We start from the raw sequence: 15,003 nt of genomic DNA on the forward strand, positions 1-15,003 counted from the left end.
AGGATGTACTGGCCGCCGATCTTGCCGGCGATGCCCAGGTTCAGCCCCGGCTGGATCGACGTCGCCAGGCCGGCGGCATTCCGGGTGGCCAGCGCCTGGGTCAGCGCCAGGATGTTCGTCTTGTTCAGGCTGGAATTGGTGCCGATGACCGCGTTGTTGCCCAGCGCGCTCTGCCACTGCACGCCGAAGTTCGCGGCCTTGTTGGCGCTGACCTCGACGATGAGCGCCTCGATCATGACCTGGGCGCGGCGCCCGTCGAGCCGGTCGATCACCGCGCGCATCTGGCGGTATTGCGGCTCGGGCGCCGTGATGATCAGCGAGTTGGTCGACGGGTCGGCCTGGATCTGGCCGCCGGTGGAGGGCTGGTTGGCGTTGTTGAGCGGGGCGTTGGCCGCGGCCGAGCCGCCGCCCTGGTTGTTGCTCAGGTTCACCTGCATGGCCTGCGGCGCGCTCTGTTGCGGCACGGCACCTGCGCCACCGGCTGCGCCCGGCGTGGTGCTCTGCTGGTTCGCCGCCATCGCGGCGCGCAGCGTGGCTGCCAGCCGCACCGCATCGGCGTTCTTCAGGTAGACCACGTAGATGTTGCCGGCCGCGCCGTTGCTGCTTTCGCTGGGCGCGCGGTCGAGCTTGTCGACCAGCGTGCGCACCAGCGCCACGCGCGCCGGATTGGCCGCGCGCAGGATCAATGAGTTGCTGCGCGGATCGGCCAGCAGCGTGGTGCGGAACGAGGCATCGGTCGCCCCGGGTGCTGCGCCGCCCGGGGCGGCGGCACTGCCGCCGTCGACCAGGCGCTGCACCAGCGGCACCATGTCGGTGGCGACCGAGTGCTTGAGCTGGATGACTTCGATGTCGGACGCATTGGGTACGTCGAGCGAGGCGATGATGCGCGCCAGCCGGCGCATGTTGTCGGCGTAGTCGGTGATCACGAGCGAGTTGTTGCCCGGGTTCACGTTGATGGTGTTGTTCGGCGGAATCAGCGGGCGCAGCACCGGCAGCAGGTTGTTCGGCGACTCGTAGTTGAGGCGGAAGATCTGCGTGACGATCTGGTTGCTGCCGCTCGACGCGGTGGCGCTGATGGAGGTGTTGACCGTGCTGCTCTGCAGCTTGGCGTCGGCCTCGGGCACCACCTTGTAGAGGCCGTCGGCCTCCACCACCGCGAAGCCCTGCAGGCGCAGCGCCGAGGCGAACTGGTTGAAGGCGGCGGCCGGCTGGATCGCGCGGTCGGTGACGAGGTTCATCGTGCCCTTGACGCGCGGGTCGACCACCACGTCGCGGCCCGTGACCACCGCCATGGTGCGGGCCACGGCCTCGATGTCGGCATTGGAGAAGTTCAGCGTGATCGGCTCGCCGCGGCGCGGCGCGTCGCCGGTCTGCGCGAGCGCGGCGGGCGCGCCTTGCAGGAACGTGGCGGCGATCAGCACGCGCACGGCGAGTGCGACGGTGCCGGTCGAAAACAGTGGCTTCATCATGAGGGTCAACCCAGGGTGATGATCGAACGTGCGTTGACGCGCCGTCCGATGATGTTCAACAAATTGGAAAGCGCGTCTTCGCGGCCGGGTGCGGCACTGGCTTCGCCGTTGAAGCGGAAGGACGTACCGCTCCAGCTGCCGCTGCCGTTCAGTTCGAGGCTGCCCTCGCGCGTGCTCAGCAGCAGCGTGGGACGGGGGCCGCCTTCGAGCGTGAGCCGGTAGCTGCCCATCGGCCGCAGGGTCGACAGGCTGGAGGAGACGTCGGTCGCGTCGAGCGTGGCCTGCCCGGCGATGCGCAGCGCCGGCCCGTCCCACTGCATCGAGAAGGCCTTGGTGGAGAGATCGAGCGCACCTTCGAGCTTGAGCGTGTTCCAGGGCGCACCCAGGCCGGTGAGCAGGGTGGCGGGCCAGCGCGAGCGGCTGTCCTGCCATGCCAGCTGCATGCCCCCGGCGCGCGGGCTGGCCTTGAGTTCGAGCGGCCGCTCGGCGCAGCAGGGCAGGTCGAGGCTGGCGGAAATGCCGCTCCAGCCCGGGCGCATGCGCCAGTGCAGCAGGCCGGGCAGCGACACCGCCTGGGTGCCGCCGGCGCCGCTGGCGAGCACCACCGCGGCCGTGCCGTTCCAGACGGTGCCGCGCGGGTTGGCCAGCACGAGGCGGCCATGGCTCCAGCTCGACAATGCCGCCGACAGCCAGCGCGCCGGCGCGAACAGCGCCACCGCCAGCAGCGCGCCCATCGCGAGGCCGAGCAGGGCCCAGCGCCAGCCGCGGCGCGGCCGGGGTTCGGAGATCGGGGGGCGGGTCAGCATGCGGGCTTGCTGTTGCTGCTCATCGCGCCGCGGGCAGCGCCATGACGATGGTGCCGTCCCAGCGGACCTGCGGCGTCGTCGGCGCATCCTTGCCACCGGATGGCGGCGGTGGCGCGGCGGCGGGGGCGCGCGTCAGGTGGACTTCGCGCGGCACTGCATGCGCGTTGCCGCGGGCCTGGCCGAGCCATTGGGCGACGCTGGCCGCGGGCGCCGCGCGCAGCGAGGCGGTGGCGGCGCCGTCGCCGCCGGCCGTCATGAGCTGCGCGTTGCCGGCGCCGAGGCTGTCGCGCACCGAGGCCTCGAGCGCGCGCAGCGCGTCGTCGCGGTTCAGGCGCGGCTGCGACTGCAGCGCCTTCGCGCGGTCCTGAAGGGTGGCCATCTGCTGCAGCTGCGCGTCGAGCTGCGCGTGTTCGGCCGGTGCCGCGGCCAGCGTGCGCAGCGCGGGCGCGAGTGCGATCCACCACAGCAATGCCAGCGCCACGAGCGCGGCGGCGGCGGCGACCATGCGGCGCTCGCGCGCTTCGAGGGTGGCCCAGCGGGCCTTGAGCTGTTCGCTGAAATTCATCGGGCGGCCTCGGCCTGTGCCTGCACGAGCAGCAGGTCGCCTTCGGTGCGCACGTTGTAGCCGCGCGGCGCCATGGCATGGGTGATCTGCGACACCTCCGAGGGCTGCAGCCCGAGGCCGCGCAGGCGCAATTGGCCGGCGCTGAAGTCGACGGCGCTCGGCACCTTGCCGGGCGGGAGGGCGGCGGCGAGCGCGCCGACCATGGGTTCGAAGTCGCTGCCCGCCACGTCGCCCACGGCCTGCTGCAGCGCGGCGACTTCGCGCTGCATCTGAAGCGGCGCGTCGACCACGATCTTCACCGAGGGGAAGGTCTGGGTCAGCATGGTCTTGGCGGCCTGGCGTTTCGATTCGAGCGCATTGCGCTCCTTCCAGGCCCAGGCGTTGAGGCCGATCAATTGGGTGAGCAGCAACACGACAACGCCCCAGCGCGCGGCGCGCCACTCGGGCGCATAGCGCAGTGTTTGCAGGACCGACGCGAATTTCTTGCCGGCGCGCGCGCGGCCGGTCGCGGCGAGGTCGAACTGTGCGAGCTCCCAGGGCGTGCGCGCGGCCTGCAGCCAGCGCTGTGGCGATTGAACGATGGGCACGCGGCGTTCGAGCAACTGCTCGGCTGCTTCGGCCACGGCGGGCTCGGTGGTGATGACAGCGGTGTCCAGCGGCAGGCCGCCAGACAGCGCCAGCCCCGCGCCGGCCAGCGGCAGCGAGACCACGCCGTCGGCATCGCACACCGTGAGCCGCGGCGCCTCGGGCTCGCCCGTGACCAGCAGCAGCGGCGGGCCGTCGGCCGGCTGCGGCGCGAATTCGGGAACGATGCGCACCACGCGCCGGCCGGCTGCTTCGAGCCCTTGCACGACGCTGCGCAGCCAGATGCGATTGCAGGCCGCAACCCACACGGGCGCGCCGGCCTTGGCGTCGGGTTCGAGCGCGAAGTGCAGGACCTCGGGTTCGTCGAGCAGGTGTTCTTCGAGCAGGCCGTCGAGCACCGCACGCAGCTTCGATGCGCTGCCCATGCTGCCCTTGGGCAGCGTGACGCGGTGCCACGAGAGCGCGGCGGAAGGAATGCCGAGCATGACCTCCGCGCCCGAGGGCAGCAGGGCCAGCAGCGCGCGGCCCTGGCTGCGCAACGCAATGCCGTCGTCGCCTGCCTGGGCCCAGTCGTACTCGCCCGCGGCATCGGCCGGGGGGAGGGGGGCAATGAGCAGCAGGGGGGTCATGTGGGTCTTGGAAAAGCCGGTGATTGTAGGTGGGGGCCGACAGGTTGGTGCTCTTGTTTCGATAGCGTGTCGCGCAGGTGTGACGCGTGTCGGAAGGCTTTTTGTCTACAAGTAGTGCATTGAAATCAGGGTTTGACCGGGGTGTTCGTTGCGCCGGCGCCGCGGGTGCGCCAGATCGTCGTCACCGTGACACCGCTGCGCTGTAGAAGCGAGCGCTCCTCGACGTAGGTGCGGTCGAGCCGCAGCTTGCCGTAGACCTCGAAATACTGCGTGCCCACGCCGTGCTGCGCCGCGTTGAAGGGCGCGCTGCCGCTGGGCAGCGCGGCGTTGGCGGCGGCGATGTCCTTGAAGAAGGCGCGCGCGCGGCGCTCCACCAGCTGGCGCGCGCTGGCGATGTTGAGCGACTCCATGCTGGCGCTGATGGCCTCGGCGCTCGCGGTGTTGAGGTTGAGCGTGGTCTTCACCGGCAGGATCGTCACGTACGGTTCGAGCGCGGCGGCGGTCGAGGACGACAGGCCGACCCACACCAGTTGCGAGACCTGTTGCGGCATCAGCGGCGCGGCGCCGGAATCGCCGCTGCTGCCGTCGGTCGCGGTGCCCATGGCAAGGGCCGCCGCGAGGCCTGTGGTCATCTGGCTCAACTCCGACGCCGGCAGGCCCAGCAGGTTGAACAACCGGGTGAAGGTGGCAACGCTCGCGGGCACCGGCTTGCCGTTGTCGACCAGCGAGAGCACGTTGAGCTTGGACTGCGCGTCGACGATGCGGCCCGAGAGAAAGGCGTCGGGCAACCCTTCGAGGCTGTCGCTCGACACGTTCTTGTCGGCGGACAGGAAGCTCGTGAGCCGTGCTTCCTCGAGCGGTACGGCCCAGGGCTCCGCCAGGTGGTCGGGGCCGCCGGTGCGGCCGTCTTCGCCGAGGATCAGGCGCGACCAGTCGAGCGCGCCGACCAGCACCCAGGCGGCCTGCACGCGTGCGCGCTCGGCGCCTTCGACTTCGGCAGAGCGCCATTGCTGCCACAGTGCCGCGGCGGCGAAGGTGGCCACCAGCATCACGGTCAGCATCGCGGCGAGCAGGGCGGCGCCGGCCTGGTGCTTTTTCTTGTTCGCTGCCGTCATGACGATTTCGGCGCCCCCACGGTCGGCCTGACCCAGTCGCGCGTGAGCGTGCCCGCGAGGCCGTCGCCGGGCGGCAGCGTGATGACGAGGCGCACACCGTCCGGCATCGCGACGACGGGGCCCGCGGGGTTGTTGGGGTTGGGCGCGGCGGTGGGCAGCTGGCCGGCAGGCGCCCAGACGTTGTCGCGGAAGTAGTAGAGCTGCCAGCTGCTGGCCGGCACCAGCGGCACGTCGTTGTAGCCGCCCGAACCCGAGCCGCCGTCCTGCGCCCAGGCGGCCGCCAGGTTCCAGGCCTGCTGCCAATCGCCGCGCGTGGTGAAGGGCTGCGACTGCCAGCGCCGCCAGCGCACGCCGTCGGGGCCGGACTTCAGCGTCCAGGCCACCACCTGCACCGACGGCGCCGCATCGTCGCTGCCGCGGCGCGTGAGCCGCAGCGCGCGGCCGTCCCAGTCGATCGGACGGGTCTGCGCGAGCGGGGTCACGGCATCGAGGTCGGCGCCCCACTGTGCGAGCGTGGCCTGCAGTGTGAGGACGGCGTCGGCGCGCTGCTGGTTCTGCAGGGTGGCGCGCGACATGCTGTCGAGCCCGCGCCAGCTCACGAGCGAGAGCAGCGCCATCACGGCGATGGCAACGAGCAGCTCGATCAGCGTGAAGCCGCGGGGTGCGGTGGCTTTGGCGCGTTGCATCAGTAGCGGCCCACCACGGTGGAGATGCGCAGGATCGGCGCGTCGGCTTCGTCGCGCACCTGCACGTCGACACGGCGGAAATTCGGGTTCAGCGTGGCGACGGTCGAGGTCGTCACGTTGAACGTGACGCCGGCCTGCAGGCAGATCGACCCGGAGTCGCCGATCGCCGGCATCTGCCGCGAGAGGCGAGCCTTGGCGAGTTCGTTCTCGGCGCACAGGTCGGCCAGCACGAGGTTGGACTGGCGCTGTGCATTGCGCGTGAGCGACATGGTGGCCTGCGAACCTGCGGCCAGTGCCAGCGCGACGATGCCGAGCGCGATCAGCACTTCGATCAGCGTGAAGCCGCCTGCGCGCGGGGACGAAGCAGGGTGCCGCGAGCTCATTGCACCGCCGAGACGGTGAAGGGGCGAACCCCGTCGGTCGCGATGCGCAGCGCGCGTGCGGGCGGTCCGGCGGAATGGAGCATGACCTGCTGCGCCGCAATGATCGGATCGGGCCCGAGTTGCAGCGCCGGAACCGGCGTGCCGTTGGAAAGCGCGGCCTGTGCGGTGATGCCCTCGGCGGCCCATCCGCTGGGCAGCGCACCCGGCGGCAGGCCGTCGAACACGAAGCTGCCTTCGACTGGCCGCCACCTCACCACGATGCCGCTGGCGCGCGACTGGGCGCGGGCCGATTCGAGCAGGGCGGCGAGCCGGTCGGCCTCGCGGTCGAGCTTGGCTGCGCTGGTGTCGCGAATCGCGAAGCTCACGGCGGCAGTGGCCATCGCGATGATGGCGATCACCACGATCAGCTCCAGCAGCGTGAAGCCGCAGGCCGGGCGGGTGTGGCGGCGTGGGAACCGGTTGCGGCGCGGCGCGCCAGTGCCGCTATTGCCAGCTGCCGATGTCGGCATTCTTGCCCTCGCCGCCGCTCTGGCCGTCGGCGCCGAAAGAGAGCACGTCGATCTCGCCCTTGATGCCCGGGTTCATGTACTGGTACGGATGGCCCCAGGGGTCGTTGGGCAGCTTCTCCACGTAAGGCTTCCAGTTGGGGGCAGCGGGGCCGGTGGTCGGACGCGTGAGCAGCGCCTGCAGTCCCTGCTCGGCGGTGGGGTAGCGCTGGTTGTCCAGGCGGTAGAGCTTGAGCGCCTGCATCAGGTTGTTGATGTCGGTCCGGGCGGCCGTCACGCGGGCGTCGTCGGCGCGCTCGATCACGTTCGGCACGATCAGCGCCGCCAGCACGCCGATGATGACCAGCACCACCATCAGTTCGATCAGCGTGAAGCCGCGTTGGGCGGTGCGGGTGGCGGCTCGAAGGAGTTTGTTCATAGGTTGGGCGGACATGATTCGGAAGGCGCGCTGCATGATAATCCGCGCCCATGACAAGTCCTTACTCCGCCGCCCGCTGGCATGCCCCACTTGCTACGACCGGGCTTTGGGCGTTGGCGGCCGGCGCTGCCGTGTTCTGGGCGCTGCGCCTGGCTTCGCCGGCGCAGGCCGTGGCAGCGGCGGCGACGATGCCGCGGCCTTCGGTGGCGGCCGATTCGGATTCGGTGGCACGGCTGCTGGGCGTGCTGCCCGCGTCCCGTACGGCAGCGGTGGCGCCCGAGGCGGCCAGCCGTTTCGCTCTGTCGGGCGTGGTGGCAGACCCTTCGCAGCAGGGCGCCGCGCTGATCTCCATCGACGGCAAGCCGCCGCGGCCGTTCCGTGTCGGCTCGGCGGTCGGCGACAACTATGTGCTGCAGTCGGTGGGCCTGCGCTCGGCGACCATCGGCGCACGGGCCGACGGGCCGGCGGCATTCACGCTGCAACTGCCGGTGCGTGCGCCGATCAGCGTTTCCAGCCCGGGGTTGCCGGCGGTGCCGATGGCTCTGCCGGCCGGGCCTCTGCCCGCGACGATGCCGGCCGTGGTTGCCCCACCGCAATTGCAGCAGCAGCCACAGCAGCCGGTTGGCCCGCTGCAGCAGCCTGCAGCGATGGCGCCGCCGCAGCAGGCGCCCGCGCAGTAGCTTTTTCAGGCCTGCAGGAACAGGCGATACGCGGGGTTGGCCGTTTCCTCGACGTAGGGATAGCCTAGCGTTTCGAGGAAGGCGTCGAACTCGGTGGCTTCGCCGGACGGCACCTGCAGGCCCACGAGGATGCGGCCGTAGTCGGCGCCCTGGTTGCGGTAGTGGAACAGGCTGATGTTCCAGTTCGGCCGCATCAGGCTCAGGAACTTGAGCAGCGCACCGGGACGCTCGGGAAACACGAAGCGCAGCAGGCGCTCATCGTGCGCAAGGCCGGTGCGTCCGCCCACGAGGTGCCGTAGATGTTCCTTCGCGAGTTCGTCGTGCGTGAGGTCGAGCGCGTCGAAGCCGTGCTCGTTGAAGGTCCGCGCGATGACGGCCGACTCTCCGCGCGCCGAGGTCGTGAGGCCGACGAACACGTGCGCCTTGGCCGCGTCGCTGATGCGGTAGTTGAACTCGGTCACGTTGCGCGGTGCGCCACCGCCGCCCAACGCAGCTTCGGCATCGCTCGCGGGCATCTCGCCGACCAGTTCGCAGAAGCGGCGGAAGCTGCCGCGCTCCTCGGGAATGGTGACGGCGAACAGCGCCTCGCGTTCTTCGCCGACCTCGGCGCGCTCCGCGACGAAACGCAGCCGGTCGAAGTTCATGTTGGCGCCGCACAGGATGGCCGCGTAGGTCTCGCCGTGGCGGCCGTGCTGCGCAACGTACTCTTTGATGGCCGCGACCGCCAATGCACCCGCCGGTTCGACGATGCTGCGCGTGTCCACGAAGACGTCCTTGATGGCGGCGCACACGGCATCGGTGTCGACCGCGATGTATTCGTCGACCAGTTCGCTGGCGATGCGGAAGGTTTCCTCTCCGACCAGCTTGACGGCCGTGCCGTCCGAGAACAGGCCGACGTCGGGCAGGTTCACGCGCTGGTGCGCGGCGACCGATTGCATCATCGCGTCGGAGTCGTTCATCTGCACGCCGATCACCTTGATCTCGGGACGCACGGCCTTGATGTAGTTGGCCACGCCGGAGATCAGGCCGCCTCCGCCGATCGCGACGAACACGGCATCGAGCGGGCCCTGGTGCTGTCGCAGGATTTCCATTGCGATGGTGCCCTGGCCGGCAATGACGTCGGGGTCATCGAAGGGATGAACGAAGGTCAGGTTTTGCTGCGCCTGCAATTCGAGCGCGTGCAGATAGGCATCTGAATAGCTGTCGCCGTGCAGCACGATTTCGCCGCCGAAGCCGCGCACCGCATCGATCTTCAATTTGGGCGTGGTCACCGGCATCACGATCACCGCGCGCGTGCCGAGCTTGCGTGCACCCAATGCAACGCCTTGCGCGTGATTGCCGGCCGATGCGCAAATAACGCCGCTCGCCAATTGCGCAGCACTCAGGTGCGCCATCTTGTTATAGGCGCCGCGCAGCTTGAAGCTGAAGACCGGCTGCTGGTCTTCGCGCTTGAGCAGCACGGTGTTGCCCAGCCGTTCGCTGAGCGCGCGCGCTTTCTCAAGTGCGGATTCGACGGCAACGTCGTAGACCCGGGCGTTGAGAATTTTTCTGAGATAGTCGGCGGGCGTCAGCGCCGGATTAACAGGTGCATTGCGCACGGTTTTTTCCAAGGGAGTTTTCATTTGCTAACTGTCGATGATAAGAGGCATCGGGATTGCATGCGGGCATGACATGGACACAAATGTCATAAACCTCTTCAGCAACGCTCCAGCCGCAAATGATTCAGGTTTTTTTGGACGCACCTGTCCACCGGCCCCGGCGGCCGCCAATCAGTTCACAATTGAAAAAAATCTGTTATCAATTTCTGTCAGTGATCTTTCGAAAGGGTTGATGCAGGCCGAGGCTGCGCGGGTTCGGCGAAACGAAATCGGCCGCCCCACGTGGCAGGTGATGGGCAACAGATTGCGTGCGCACATCGTTCCGCTGCTGGGTGATGTGCCGGCGCAGTCGTTTGCAACGTCCGACGCACAACGCTTGATCGATCGCCTCGGAGAACGGGGCTTCAGCAGCACGACGATTGCGCAGTACCTCGTGCTGTTGCGCAAGGTGGTGATGCATGGCGTGCACATCGGCGTGCTTCGCGATGTGCCCGCATTTCCGAAGGTCAAGGTGCGCAGCCAGCCGCGCGGCAGCTTTAGCGTTGCGGAGTACCGGGCGATCACCAGGACCGCGCGCAGCCTGCGCGGGCACGCGCATCCGGTGCTCGACCAGCTTGCGGCGGGCGAACGCTTCTGGATTGCGCGCGAACTGCTCGCCATGCCCGACGAGCTGCCCTGGCTGATCCGCTGGATGGTGAATACCTTCGTGCGTCCGAGCGACATCAAGCTCATGAAGCACAAGCACATCGAGATCGTTCGGAGCAAGCACGTCTATTTGCGCATGAACCTGCCGGAGACCAAGCGGCACAGCCAGCCGATCGTGAGCCTGCGGCCGGCGGTGCGGGTCTACGAATGCTTGCTCGCTCATCGCCGCGAACATGGCTGCGGCGCGGCGGACGACTATCTCTTTCTGCCGCAGTTGAAGAACCGCGAGCACGCGCTGGCCGTGCTCAACTTTCTTTTCCATTGGGTGCTCGAGGAGAGCGGCCTTGAAAAAGGACCGCTGGGTCAGTCGAGGACGCTCTACTGCCTGCGCCATACCGCCATCACGCTGCGGCTGTTGTACGGCCAGGGAATCGACATGCTGACCTTGGCACGCAATGCGCGAACGAGCGTCAACATGGTCGAACGTTTCTACGCTTCGGTTCTGAGCGGAGAAATGAATGTGGGGCTGCTGCAAAGCAGACGCGGCCGCGCGAGTTGAGAAGAAAAGCAAAAAAACCGCCCGGCATGAGCTGGGCGGCTTGACACTGAATTGACTCGAACTGGCTGCTGCCAGCATCGGGATCAGACTCTGTCAAAAGGCGTGGCGAATGCCGAAGTCGTAGCCGGTCGAGGTCTTCGGGGTGAAGACGTTGGCTGCGTTGTTGTAGAAGACCGGGCCGCCAACCGTGTAGCCAGCACCGTTCTTGTTGCTGACACGAGCGATCGTTGCGTACAGGGCCGTGCGCTTCGACAGGTTGTGCACGTAGCCGAGTGCCAGCTTGTTGGCCTTCTTGTCCGGTGTGTCGAAGTACGGATTGTTATCGTCCGTCTTGTACTTCACGGCCGAATACGATGCACGGATCAGGCCGGCACCCACGGGGGCCGTCACACCCACCAGCCAGCCGTTGAGCTTGTCCGATGCCATCGCAGCCGGCCGGACGAAGAAGTCGCCGTCGATGTCGGTCTTCCGCTTGGCTCGAGACAGTTCGCCGAAGAGCTTCACGGGGCCGAAGTCATACGAAGCGCCGAGGTTGAAGGTGTTGACCTTGGTAGTCGTGCCGGCGTAGTAGTCGTCGCCCACGGTGCTGCTGCCGTAGGCGGCTGCAACGTCCAGGGGGCCGTTGGCGTAGCCGAAACGTCCACCGACATAGCGACCGGTGCGCGAATTGTTAGCCGCATGAGGCGTAGCCAAGCCAGGGCTGTACTTGTCCTTCTCATGGAAGGCGTACTGCAATTGGCCATAGAAACCACCCAGGTTCGACGGCAGGAAGTAGCCGATGGAATTGCCGGTGCGGGTCGGGTTGCCAAAAGCGCCGGTGGCCGTTTGGATCAGGTTGGTGCCAACGCCGCTGGCGCCGAACGGGTCGAACACGCTGTTGTTCCAGAACGTCGGGGTGTAGTCGCGGCCGAGGCGGACTTCACCGAAACCGCCCGACAGGCTCACGGTCGAACGGCGAGAGAAGGTTGCAACACCTTCCGAGCCGTCGTCGTTCTTGATCGGAGCTTCGAGCCAGAAGCTGGCCGCCAGGCCGCCGCCGAGGTCTTCCGTGCCACGGAAGCCCAGTTTGCTGGAGTTGTAGGCCGAGTTGGCCAGTTCGCGGCGGCTGACCCTGACGCTGCCCTGGTTCAGATAGAACGGGTTGTAAGCGACTGGGAAGCCGAGGGCGTTGTACGTCACGCCGTTGTTCAGGTCGCGTGAACTGTTCGAGTAGCCGCTGATCGACGCGTCGACCACACCAAACAGCGTGACGGACGATTGGGCCGAGGCAACACCGGCAACAGCCAGGGCAGCCAGAGCAACTACCCTTTCGGCGCGAAAACTAGAGTGGCGCCGAGCCGGCCAGGGGCTGAAAAGAAAAAAGCCCCGAGCTTTGCAGCTCGGGGCTAAATCCACCAATTGGAAGGGTGGAGGAGACAACTGGGTGCGCACAACCAAGCGCGCAATGAAATAAAGTATATCTATTGTTTGTTGCGTTGCAACAAGCGAGTGATGCTTTTCCCACACACAAAGGGAGGCCGGCGTGTATTTTTGCCCGGCATCTCAGACTTGGAGCCCCGAAAACCATGGAATGCACAGTGAGTTGGACCGGCGACGCAGGCACGCGATCGGCCATGGGCTTCGTTGCCGAGACAGGCAGCGGCCACGTCCTGATGATGGACGGCGCCCCCGATGCCGCGAAACCCGAGAACGGCGGGCAGAACCTCGCCGCGCGGCCGATGGAGACCGTTCTTGCCGGCACCGGTGGATGCACCGCCTACGACGTCGTGCTGATACTGAAGCGCGGACGCCATCGCGTCGAGCGCTGCAGCGTCAAGCTCACCAGCGAGCGCGCGGAAAAGGATCCCAAGGTCTTTACGAAGATCCACATGCACTTCACCGTGGCGGGCAAGGGAATTCCGGCCTCCGCCGTAGAACGCGCAATTGCACTGAGCCACGAAACCTACTGCTCCGCCAGCATCATGCTGGCGAAGACTGCCGAGATCACTACCAGTTTCGACCTGATCGAAACTTGAGCGGATGGCCTAGATGCGGTGCGCTACCGTGGTCATCACGCGGGAAGCCACACGCATCAGGGCCTTGGCTGGTGCGGGGAGTTCCGCTGCGCCGGCGTCGACAGCCTGTGACGCATGGCGGGCTTCGTCGAGCTTCATCTGCTCGACCACTGCCTTGGAGGCGCTGTCTGCGGGCGGGAGGCGGCCAAGGTGGCTTTCCAGGTGGGCTTCTACCTGACGCTCGGTTTCCGCAACGAACCCCAGGCTCAGCGGGTCCCCGAGACGGCCCGCAACCAAGCCGAACCCGAAAGCGCCCGCATACCAGAGAGGATTCAGGAGCGACGGGCGTGCGCCCAGTTCGTCCAGACGCTGTCGGGTCCAGGCCAGATGATCGGTTTCCTCGTGCGCCGCCTCGATGAAATGGGCGCGCAGCGCAGGGTCGCGCGCCACGGCCGCCTGGGCCGTGTAAAGCGCCTGTGCACAGACTTCGCCGACGTGGTTCACCCGCATCAGCGCGCCGGCCTCGCGGCGTTCCGCTTCACTCAGTTCGCCGGGCGCCAATGAGGGGGTGGGCGTCGCCCGCGTGGCATGGGGGCGCGCGAAAAGGGTGCGCAACGCCGCGTCTGCCGCGGCCAGGACGGAGTCGGTCATGAGTGTCATGCGCCTATTTGAACGCACATGCGAAATGCCAGGCGGAAGCCTTGTCACATTTCACATGGTGGTGTGCGCCAAGGCCTAAGTCCTTTGTTGCAGGCGTGCAACGAAACGCGCGGGCCATCCAAGATTTCGGGCGAATTGTTTTGCCCTGCCGCATCGGCTCTGGTGCAATAGCATCAACTTCCCAAAAGGAGGTTGGCCCGGGGTCCGGTGGGAGCACAAAAGTGCCAGTCACGGTGAGCCCTTCGCACCGGAGCCCTATGTTTAACCTTGGAGAAACTTGCAATGAAAAAATCTCTAGTTGCTCTGGCTGCCCTGGCTGTTGCCGGTGTTGCCTCGGCTCAGTCGTCCGTCACGCTGTTTGGTGTGGTCGACGCGTCGATCAGCGGCTACTCGAACACCGCCCGCGACAACCGCGCGACCGTGTTCCCCAACGCTTTCGGTATCCCCGTCTACCTGAACCAAGGTTCGGTCAAGACCAGCCGTCGCGAACTGGCTAACTCGGGTTACAACTCGAGCCGCATCGGCTTCCGTGGCACGGAAGACCTGGGCGGTGGCCTGGCAGCCAGCTTCTGGCTCGAAGCTCCGATCTCCAATGACGACGGCCAGCAAGGTATCGCGACGTTCGCTCGTCGTTCGACCGTGAGCCTGTCGGGTGGTTTCGGTGAAGTCCGCCTGGGTCGTGACTACACCCCGACGTTCTGGAACGACACCGTGTTCGATCCGTTCGGCACCAACGGCGTTGGCACCAACCTGGTTTCGACGGCCAACACCGCCTTCGGTGGCTTCGGTACGCCCGCAGCTTCGACCGGTGCGTTCACCAACGTGGGCACCAGCAACTACGTTCGCGCCAGCAACTCGATCGGCTACTTCCTGCCGCCGAACCTGGGTGGTTTCTACGGCCAAGTGCAATACGCCCTGGCAGAGAAGACCAAGTACGACTCGGGCATCTTCACGCCCGCTACGCTGAACTCGCAGCGTCAAGGCCGTTACATCGGTGGCCGCTTCGGCTACGCAAACGGTCCTCTGGACGTTGCGCTGGCTTATGGCAGCAGCACCGTTGGCGACGACTACTACGTCGGCACGACCACCAAGGTCAACACCCTGAACCTGGGCGCTTCGTATGACTTCGGTCCCGTGAAGCTGTTCGGTGAAGTGTCGAAGGCCAAGAACAAGATCGACTACGAAGTGACCCCGCTGGCTGGCGGCCGTCCCGACATCGATCTGACTGGCTACCTGCTCGGCGTGACCGTGCCGGTCGGCGCTGGCCTGATCCGCGCTTCGTGGTCGCACGTCAAGCTGGACCAGAACCTGCCGAACAACCCGTTCGCTCTGAACACGCCTGATCCCAAGGCCAACAAGATCGCTCTGGGCTATGTGCACAACCTGTCGAAGCGCACGGCTCTGTACGCTACGATCGCTCGCATCAGCAACAAGAACGGCGCTGGCTACACGGTTGGCGGCCCGGCCTTCTACAACAACGCAGCTGGCGTCTTCACCCCGAAGAGCTCCACCGGCTACGACTTCGGTATCCGCCACGCTTTCTAATTTGACGCTGGCGTAAGCCAGCTTCGAATCAAAAGCTCAAAAGCCACTCGACGAAAGTCGAGTGGCTTTTTTCGTTCGGGCTCGATCATCGCGAATCATGTTGGCAAAGAGCACCATCTGCGTGCACCCCCGGGGAATCACCGTGCGGGCACGCACCTTG

General features: G+C 66.9%; 16 protein-coding genes. 4 read left to right on the forward strand and 12 right to left on the reverse strand.

The annotated features are described in order from the left end of the window. From ACCD11_RS20050 to gspG, 9 genes are all read right to left on the reverse strand, one after another. Positions 1–1,469 (reverse strand): secretin N-terminal domain-containing protein (locus ACCD11_RS20050; protein ID WP_413315180.1); only part of this gene is annotated, 1,469 nt, incomplete at its 3' end. Between the two features lie 5 nt (positions 1,470–1,474). Further along, complete coding sequence (gspN, locus tag ACCD11_RS20055; RefSeq protein ID WP_413315181.1) at positions 1,475–2,275, reverse strand: type II secretion system protein N; 801 nt, start codon at positions 2,273–2,275, stop codon at positions 1,475–1,477. A 19-nt stretch (positions 2,276–2,294) separates the two neighbouring features. Then, complete coding sequence (gspM, locus tag ACCD11_RS20060; RefSeq protein ID WP_413315182.1) at positions 2,295–2,840, reverse strand: type II secretion system protein GspM; 546 nt, start codon at positions 2,838–2,840, stop codon at positions 2,295–2,297. Further along, on the reverse strand, positions 2,837–4,054 hold the full coding sequence (gene gspL, locus ACCD11_RS20065) for a type II secretion system protein GspL (protein WP_413315183.1): 1,218 nt from the start codon (positions 4,052–4,054) through the stop codon (positions 2,837–2,839). The genes gspM and gspL overlap by 4 nt, the downstream gene beginning before the upstream one ends. Positions 4,055–4,179: 125 nt before the next feature. Continuing rightward, positions 4,180–5,169, reverse strand: coding sequence for a type II secretion system minor pseudopilin GspK (gspK, locus tag ACCD11_RS20070; RefSeq protein WP_007834142.1), 990 nt, complete (start codon positions 5,167–5,169; stop codon positions 4,180–4,182). Next, complete coding sequence (locus ACCD11_RS20075; protein WP_007834140.1) at positions 5,166–5,855, reverse strand: type II secretion system protein J; 690 nt, start codon at positions 5,853–5,855, stop codon at positions 5,166–5,168. Before ACCD11_RS20075 ends, gspK begins: the two co-directional genes overlap by 4 nt. Then, the gene (gspI, locus tag ACCD11_RS20080; RefSeq protein ID WP_413315184.1) at positions 5,855–6,238 is read right to left on the reverse strand and encodes a type II secretion system minor pseudopilin GspI; all 384 of its coding nucleotides are present in this window, start codon (positions 6,236–6,238) and stop codon (positions 5,855–5,857) included. The genes ACCD11_RS20075 and gspI overlap by 1 nt, the downstream gene beginning before the upstream one ends. Then, positions 6,235–6,747, reverse strand: a complete 513-nt coding sequence (locus ACCD11_RS20085) for a prepilin-type N-terminal cleavage/methylation domain-containing protein (protein ID WP_007834132.1) — start codon at positions 6,745–6,747, stop codon at positions 6,235–6,237. The genes gspI and ACCD11_RS20085 overlap by 4 nt, the downstream gene beginning before the upstream one ends. Further along, positions 6,722–7,162 carry a type II secretion system major pseudopilin GspG gene (gene gspG / locus ACCD11_RS20090; RefSeq protein WP_042673496.1) on the reverse strand — a complete coding sequence of 147 codons (441 nt, stop codon included), beginning with the start codon at positions 7,160–7,162 and terminating at the stop codon, positions 6,722–6,724. Before gspG ends, ACCD11_RS20085 begins: the two co-directional genes overlap by 26 nt. 50 nt (positions 7,163–7,212) lie before the next feature. On the opposite strand from gspG, the gene ACCD11_RS20095 reads away from it, so the two are divergent. Next, complete coding sequence (locus tag ACCD11_RS20095) at positions 7,213–7,842, forward strand: type II secretion system protein N (protein WP_007834127.1); 630 nt, start codon at positions 7,213–7,215, stop codon at positions 7,840–7,842. Positions 7,843–7,847: 5 nt separating this feature from the next. Here ACCD11_RS20095 and ilvA read toward each other — a convergent pair whose 3' ends face one another. Beyond that, entirely contained in the window at positions 7,848–9,464 is a 1,617-nt protein-coding gene (gene ilvA, locus ACCD11_RS20100) for a threonine ammonia-lyase, biosynthetic (RefSeq protein WP_413315185.1), read from the reverse strand. A gap of 49 nt (positions 9,465–9,513) precedes the next feature. Here ilvA and ACCD11_RS20105 point away from each other — a divergent pair, with 49 nt between their 5' ends. After that, positions 9,514–10,644: a hypothetical protein gene (locus tag ACCD11_RS20105; RefSeq protein WP_413315186.1), complete on the forward strand. Its 1,131-nt coding sequence runs from the start codon at positions 9,514–9,516 to the stop codon at positions 10,642–10,644. A gap of 93 nt (positions 10,645–10,737) precedes the next feature. On the opposite strand, the gene ACCD11_RS20110 is transcribed toward ACCD11_RS20105, so the two are convergent. Continuing rightward, positions 10,738–11,940: a porin gene (locus ACCD11_RS20110; protein WP_042673499.1), complete on the reverse strand. Its 1,203-nt coding sequence runs from the start codon at positions 11,938–11,940 to the stop codon at positions 10,738–10,740. A gap of 269 nt (positions 11,941–12,209) precedes the next feature. Here ACCD11_RS20110 and ACCD11_RS20115 point away from each other — a divergent pair, with 269 nt between their 5' ends. Continuing rightward, positions 12,210–12,659, forward strand: a complete 450-nt coding sequence (locus ACCD11_RS20115) for an OsmC family protein (protein ID WP_007834112.1) — start codon at positions 12,210–12,212, stop codon at positions 12,657–12,659. A 9-nt stretch (positions 12,660–12,668) separates the two neighbouring features. On the opposite strand, the gene coq7 is transcribed toward ACCD11_RS20115, so the two are convergent. Continuing rightward, the gene (gene coq7 / locus ACCD11_RS20120) at positions 12,669–13,298 is read right to left on the reverse strand and encodes a 2-polyprenyl-3-methyl-6-methoxy-1,4-benzoquinone monooxygenase (RefSeq protein ID WP_413315187.1); all 630 of its coding nucleotides are present in this window, start codon (positions 13,296–13,298) and stop codon (positions 12,669–12,671) included. 282 nt (positions 13,299–13,580) lie between these two features. On the opposite strand from coq7, the gene ACCD11_RS20125 reads away from it, so the two are divergent. Then, positions 13,581–14,843 carry a porin gene (locus ACCD11_RS20125; protein WP_413315189.1) on the forward strand — a complete coding sequence of 421 codons (1,263 nt, stop codon included), beginning with the start codon at positions 13,581–13,583 and terminating at the stop codon, positions 14,841–14,843. Positions 14,844–15,003 lie beyond the last annotated feature (160 nt).

It is taken from the genome of Variovorax sp. Varisp36, assembly GCF_047304235.1.
Taxonomy (GTDB): domain Bacteria; phylum Pseudomonadota; class Gammaproteobacteria; order Burkholderiales; family Burkholderiaceae_C; genus Variovorax.

Excerpts from the sequence above, each read along its gene's own strand:
- gspN (WP_413315181.1), bottom strand. The coding sequence starts at position 2,275 with ATGCTGACCCGCCCCCCGATCTCCGAACCCCGGCCGCGCCGCGGCTGG.
- gspM (WP_413315182.1), bottom strand. The coding sequence starts at position 2,840 with ATGAATTTCAGCGAACAGCTCAAGGCCCGCTGGGCCACCCTCGAAGCG.
- gspL (WP_413315183.1), bottom strand. The coding sequence starts at position 4,054 with ATGACCCCCCTGCTGCTCATTGCCCCCCTCCCCCCGGCCGATGCCGCG.
- gspK (WP_007834142.1), bottom strand. The coding sequence starts at position 5,169 with ATGACGGCAGCGAACAAGAAAAAGCACCAGGCCGGCGCCGCCCTGCTC.
- ACCD11_RS20075 (WP_007834140.1), bottom strand. The coding sequence starts at position 5,855 with ATGCAACGCGCCAAAGCCACCGCACCCCGCGGCTTCACGCTGATCGAG.
- gspI (WP_413315184.1), bottom strand. The coding sequence starts at position 6,238 with ATGAGCTCGCGGCACCCTGCTTCGTCCCCGCGCGCAGGCGGCTTCACG.
- ACCD11_RS20085 (WP_007834132.1), bottom strand. The coding sequence starts at position 6,747 with ATGCCGACATCGGCAGCTGGCAATAGCGGCACTGGCGCGCCGCGCCGC.
- gspG (WP_042673496.1), bottom strand. The coding sequence starts at position 7,162 with ATGAACAAACTCCTTCGAGCCGCCACCCGCACCGCCCAACGCGGCTTC.
- ACCD11_RS20095 (WP_007834127.1), top strand. The coding sequence starts at position 7,213 with ATGACAAGTCCTTACTCCGCCGCCCGCTGGCATGCCCCACTTGCTACG.
- ilvA (WP_413315185.1), bottom strand. The coding sequence starts at position 9,464 with ATGAAAACTCCCTTGGAAAAAACCGTGCGCAATGCACCTGTTAATCCG.
- ACCD11_RS20105 (WP_413315186.1), top strand. The coding sequence starts at position 9,514 with ATGGACACAAATGTCATAAACCTCTTCAGCAACGCTCCAGCCGCAAAT.
- ACCD11_RS20115 (WP_007834112.1), top strand. The coding sequence starts at position 12,210 with ATGGAATGCACAGTGAGTTGGACCGGCGACGCAGGCACGCGATCGGCC.
- coq7 (WP_413315187.1), bottom strand. The coding sequence starts at position 13,298 with ATGACACTCATGACCGACTCCGTCCTGGCCGCGGCAGACGCGGCGTTG.
- ACCD11_RS20125 (WP_413315189.1), top strand. The coding sequence starts at position 13,581 with ATGAAAAAATCTCTAGTTGCTCTGGCTGCCCTGGCTGTTGCCGGTGTT.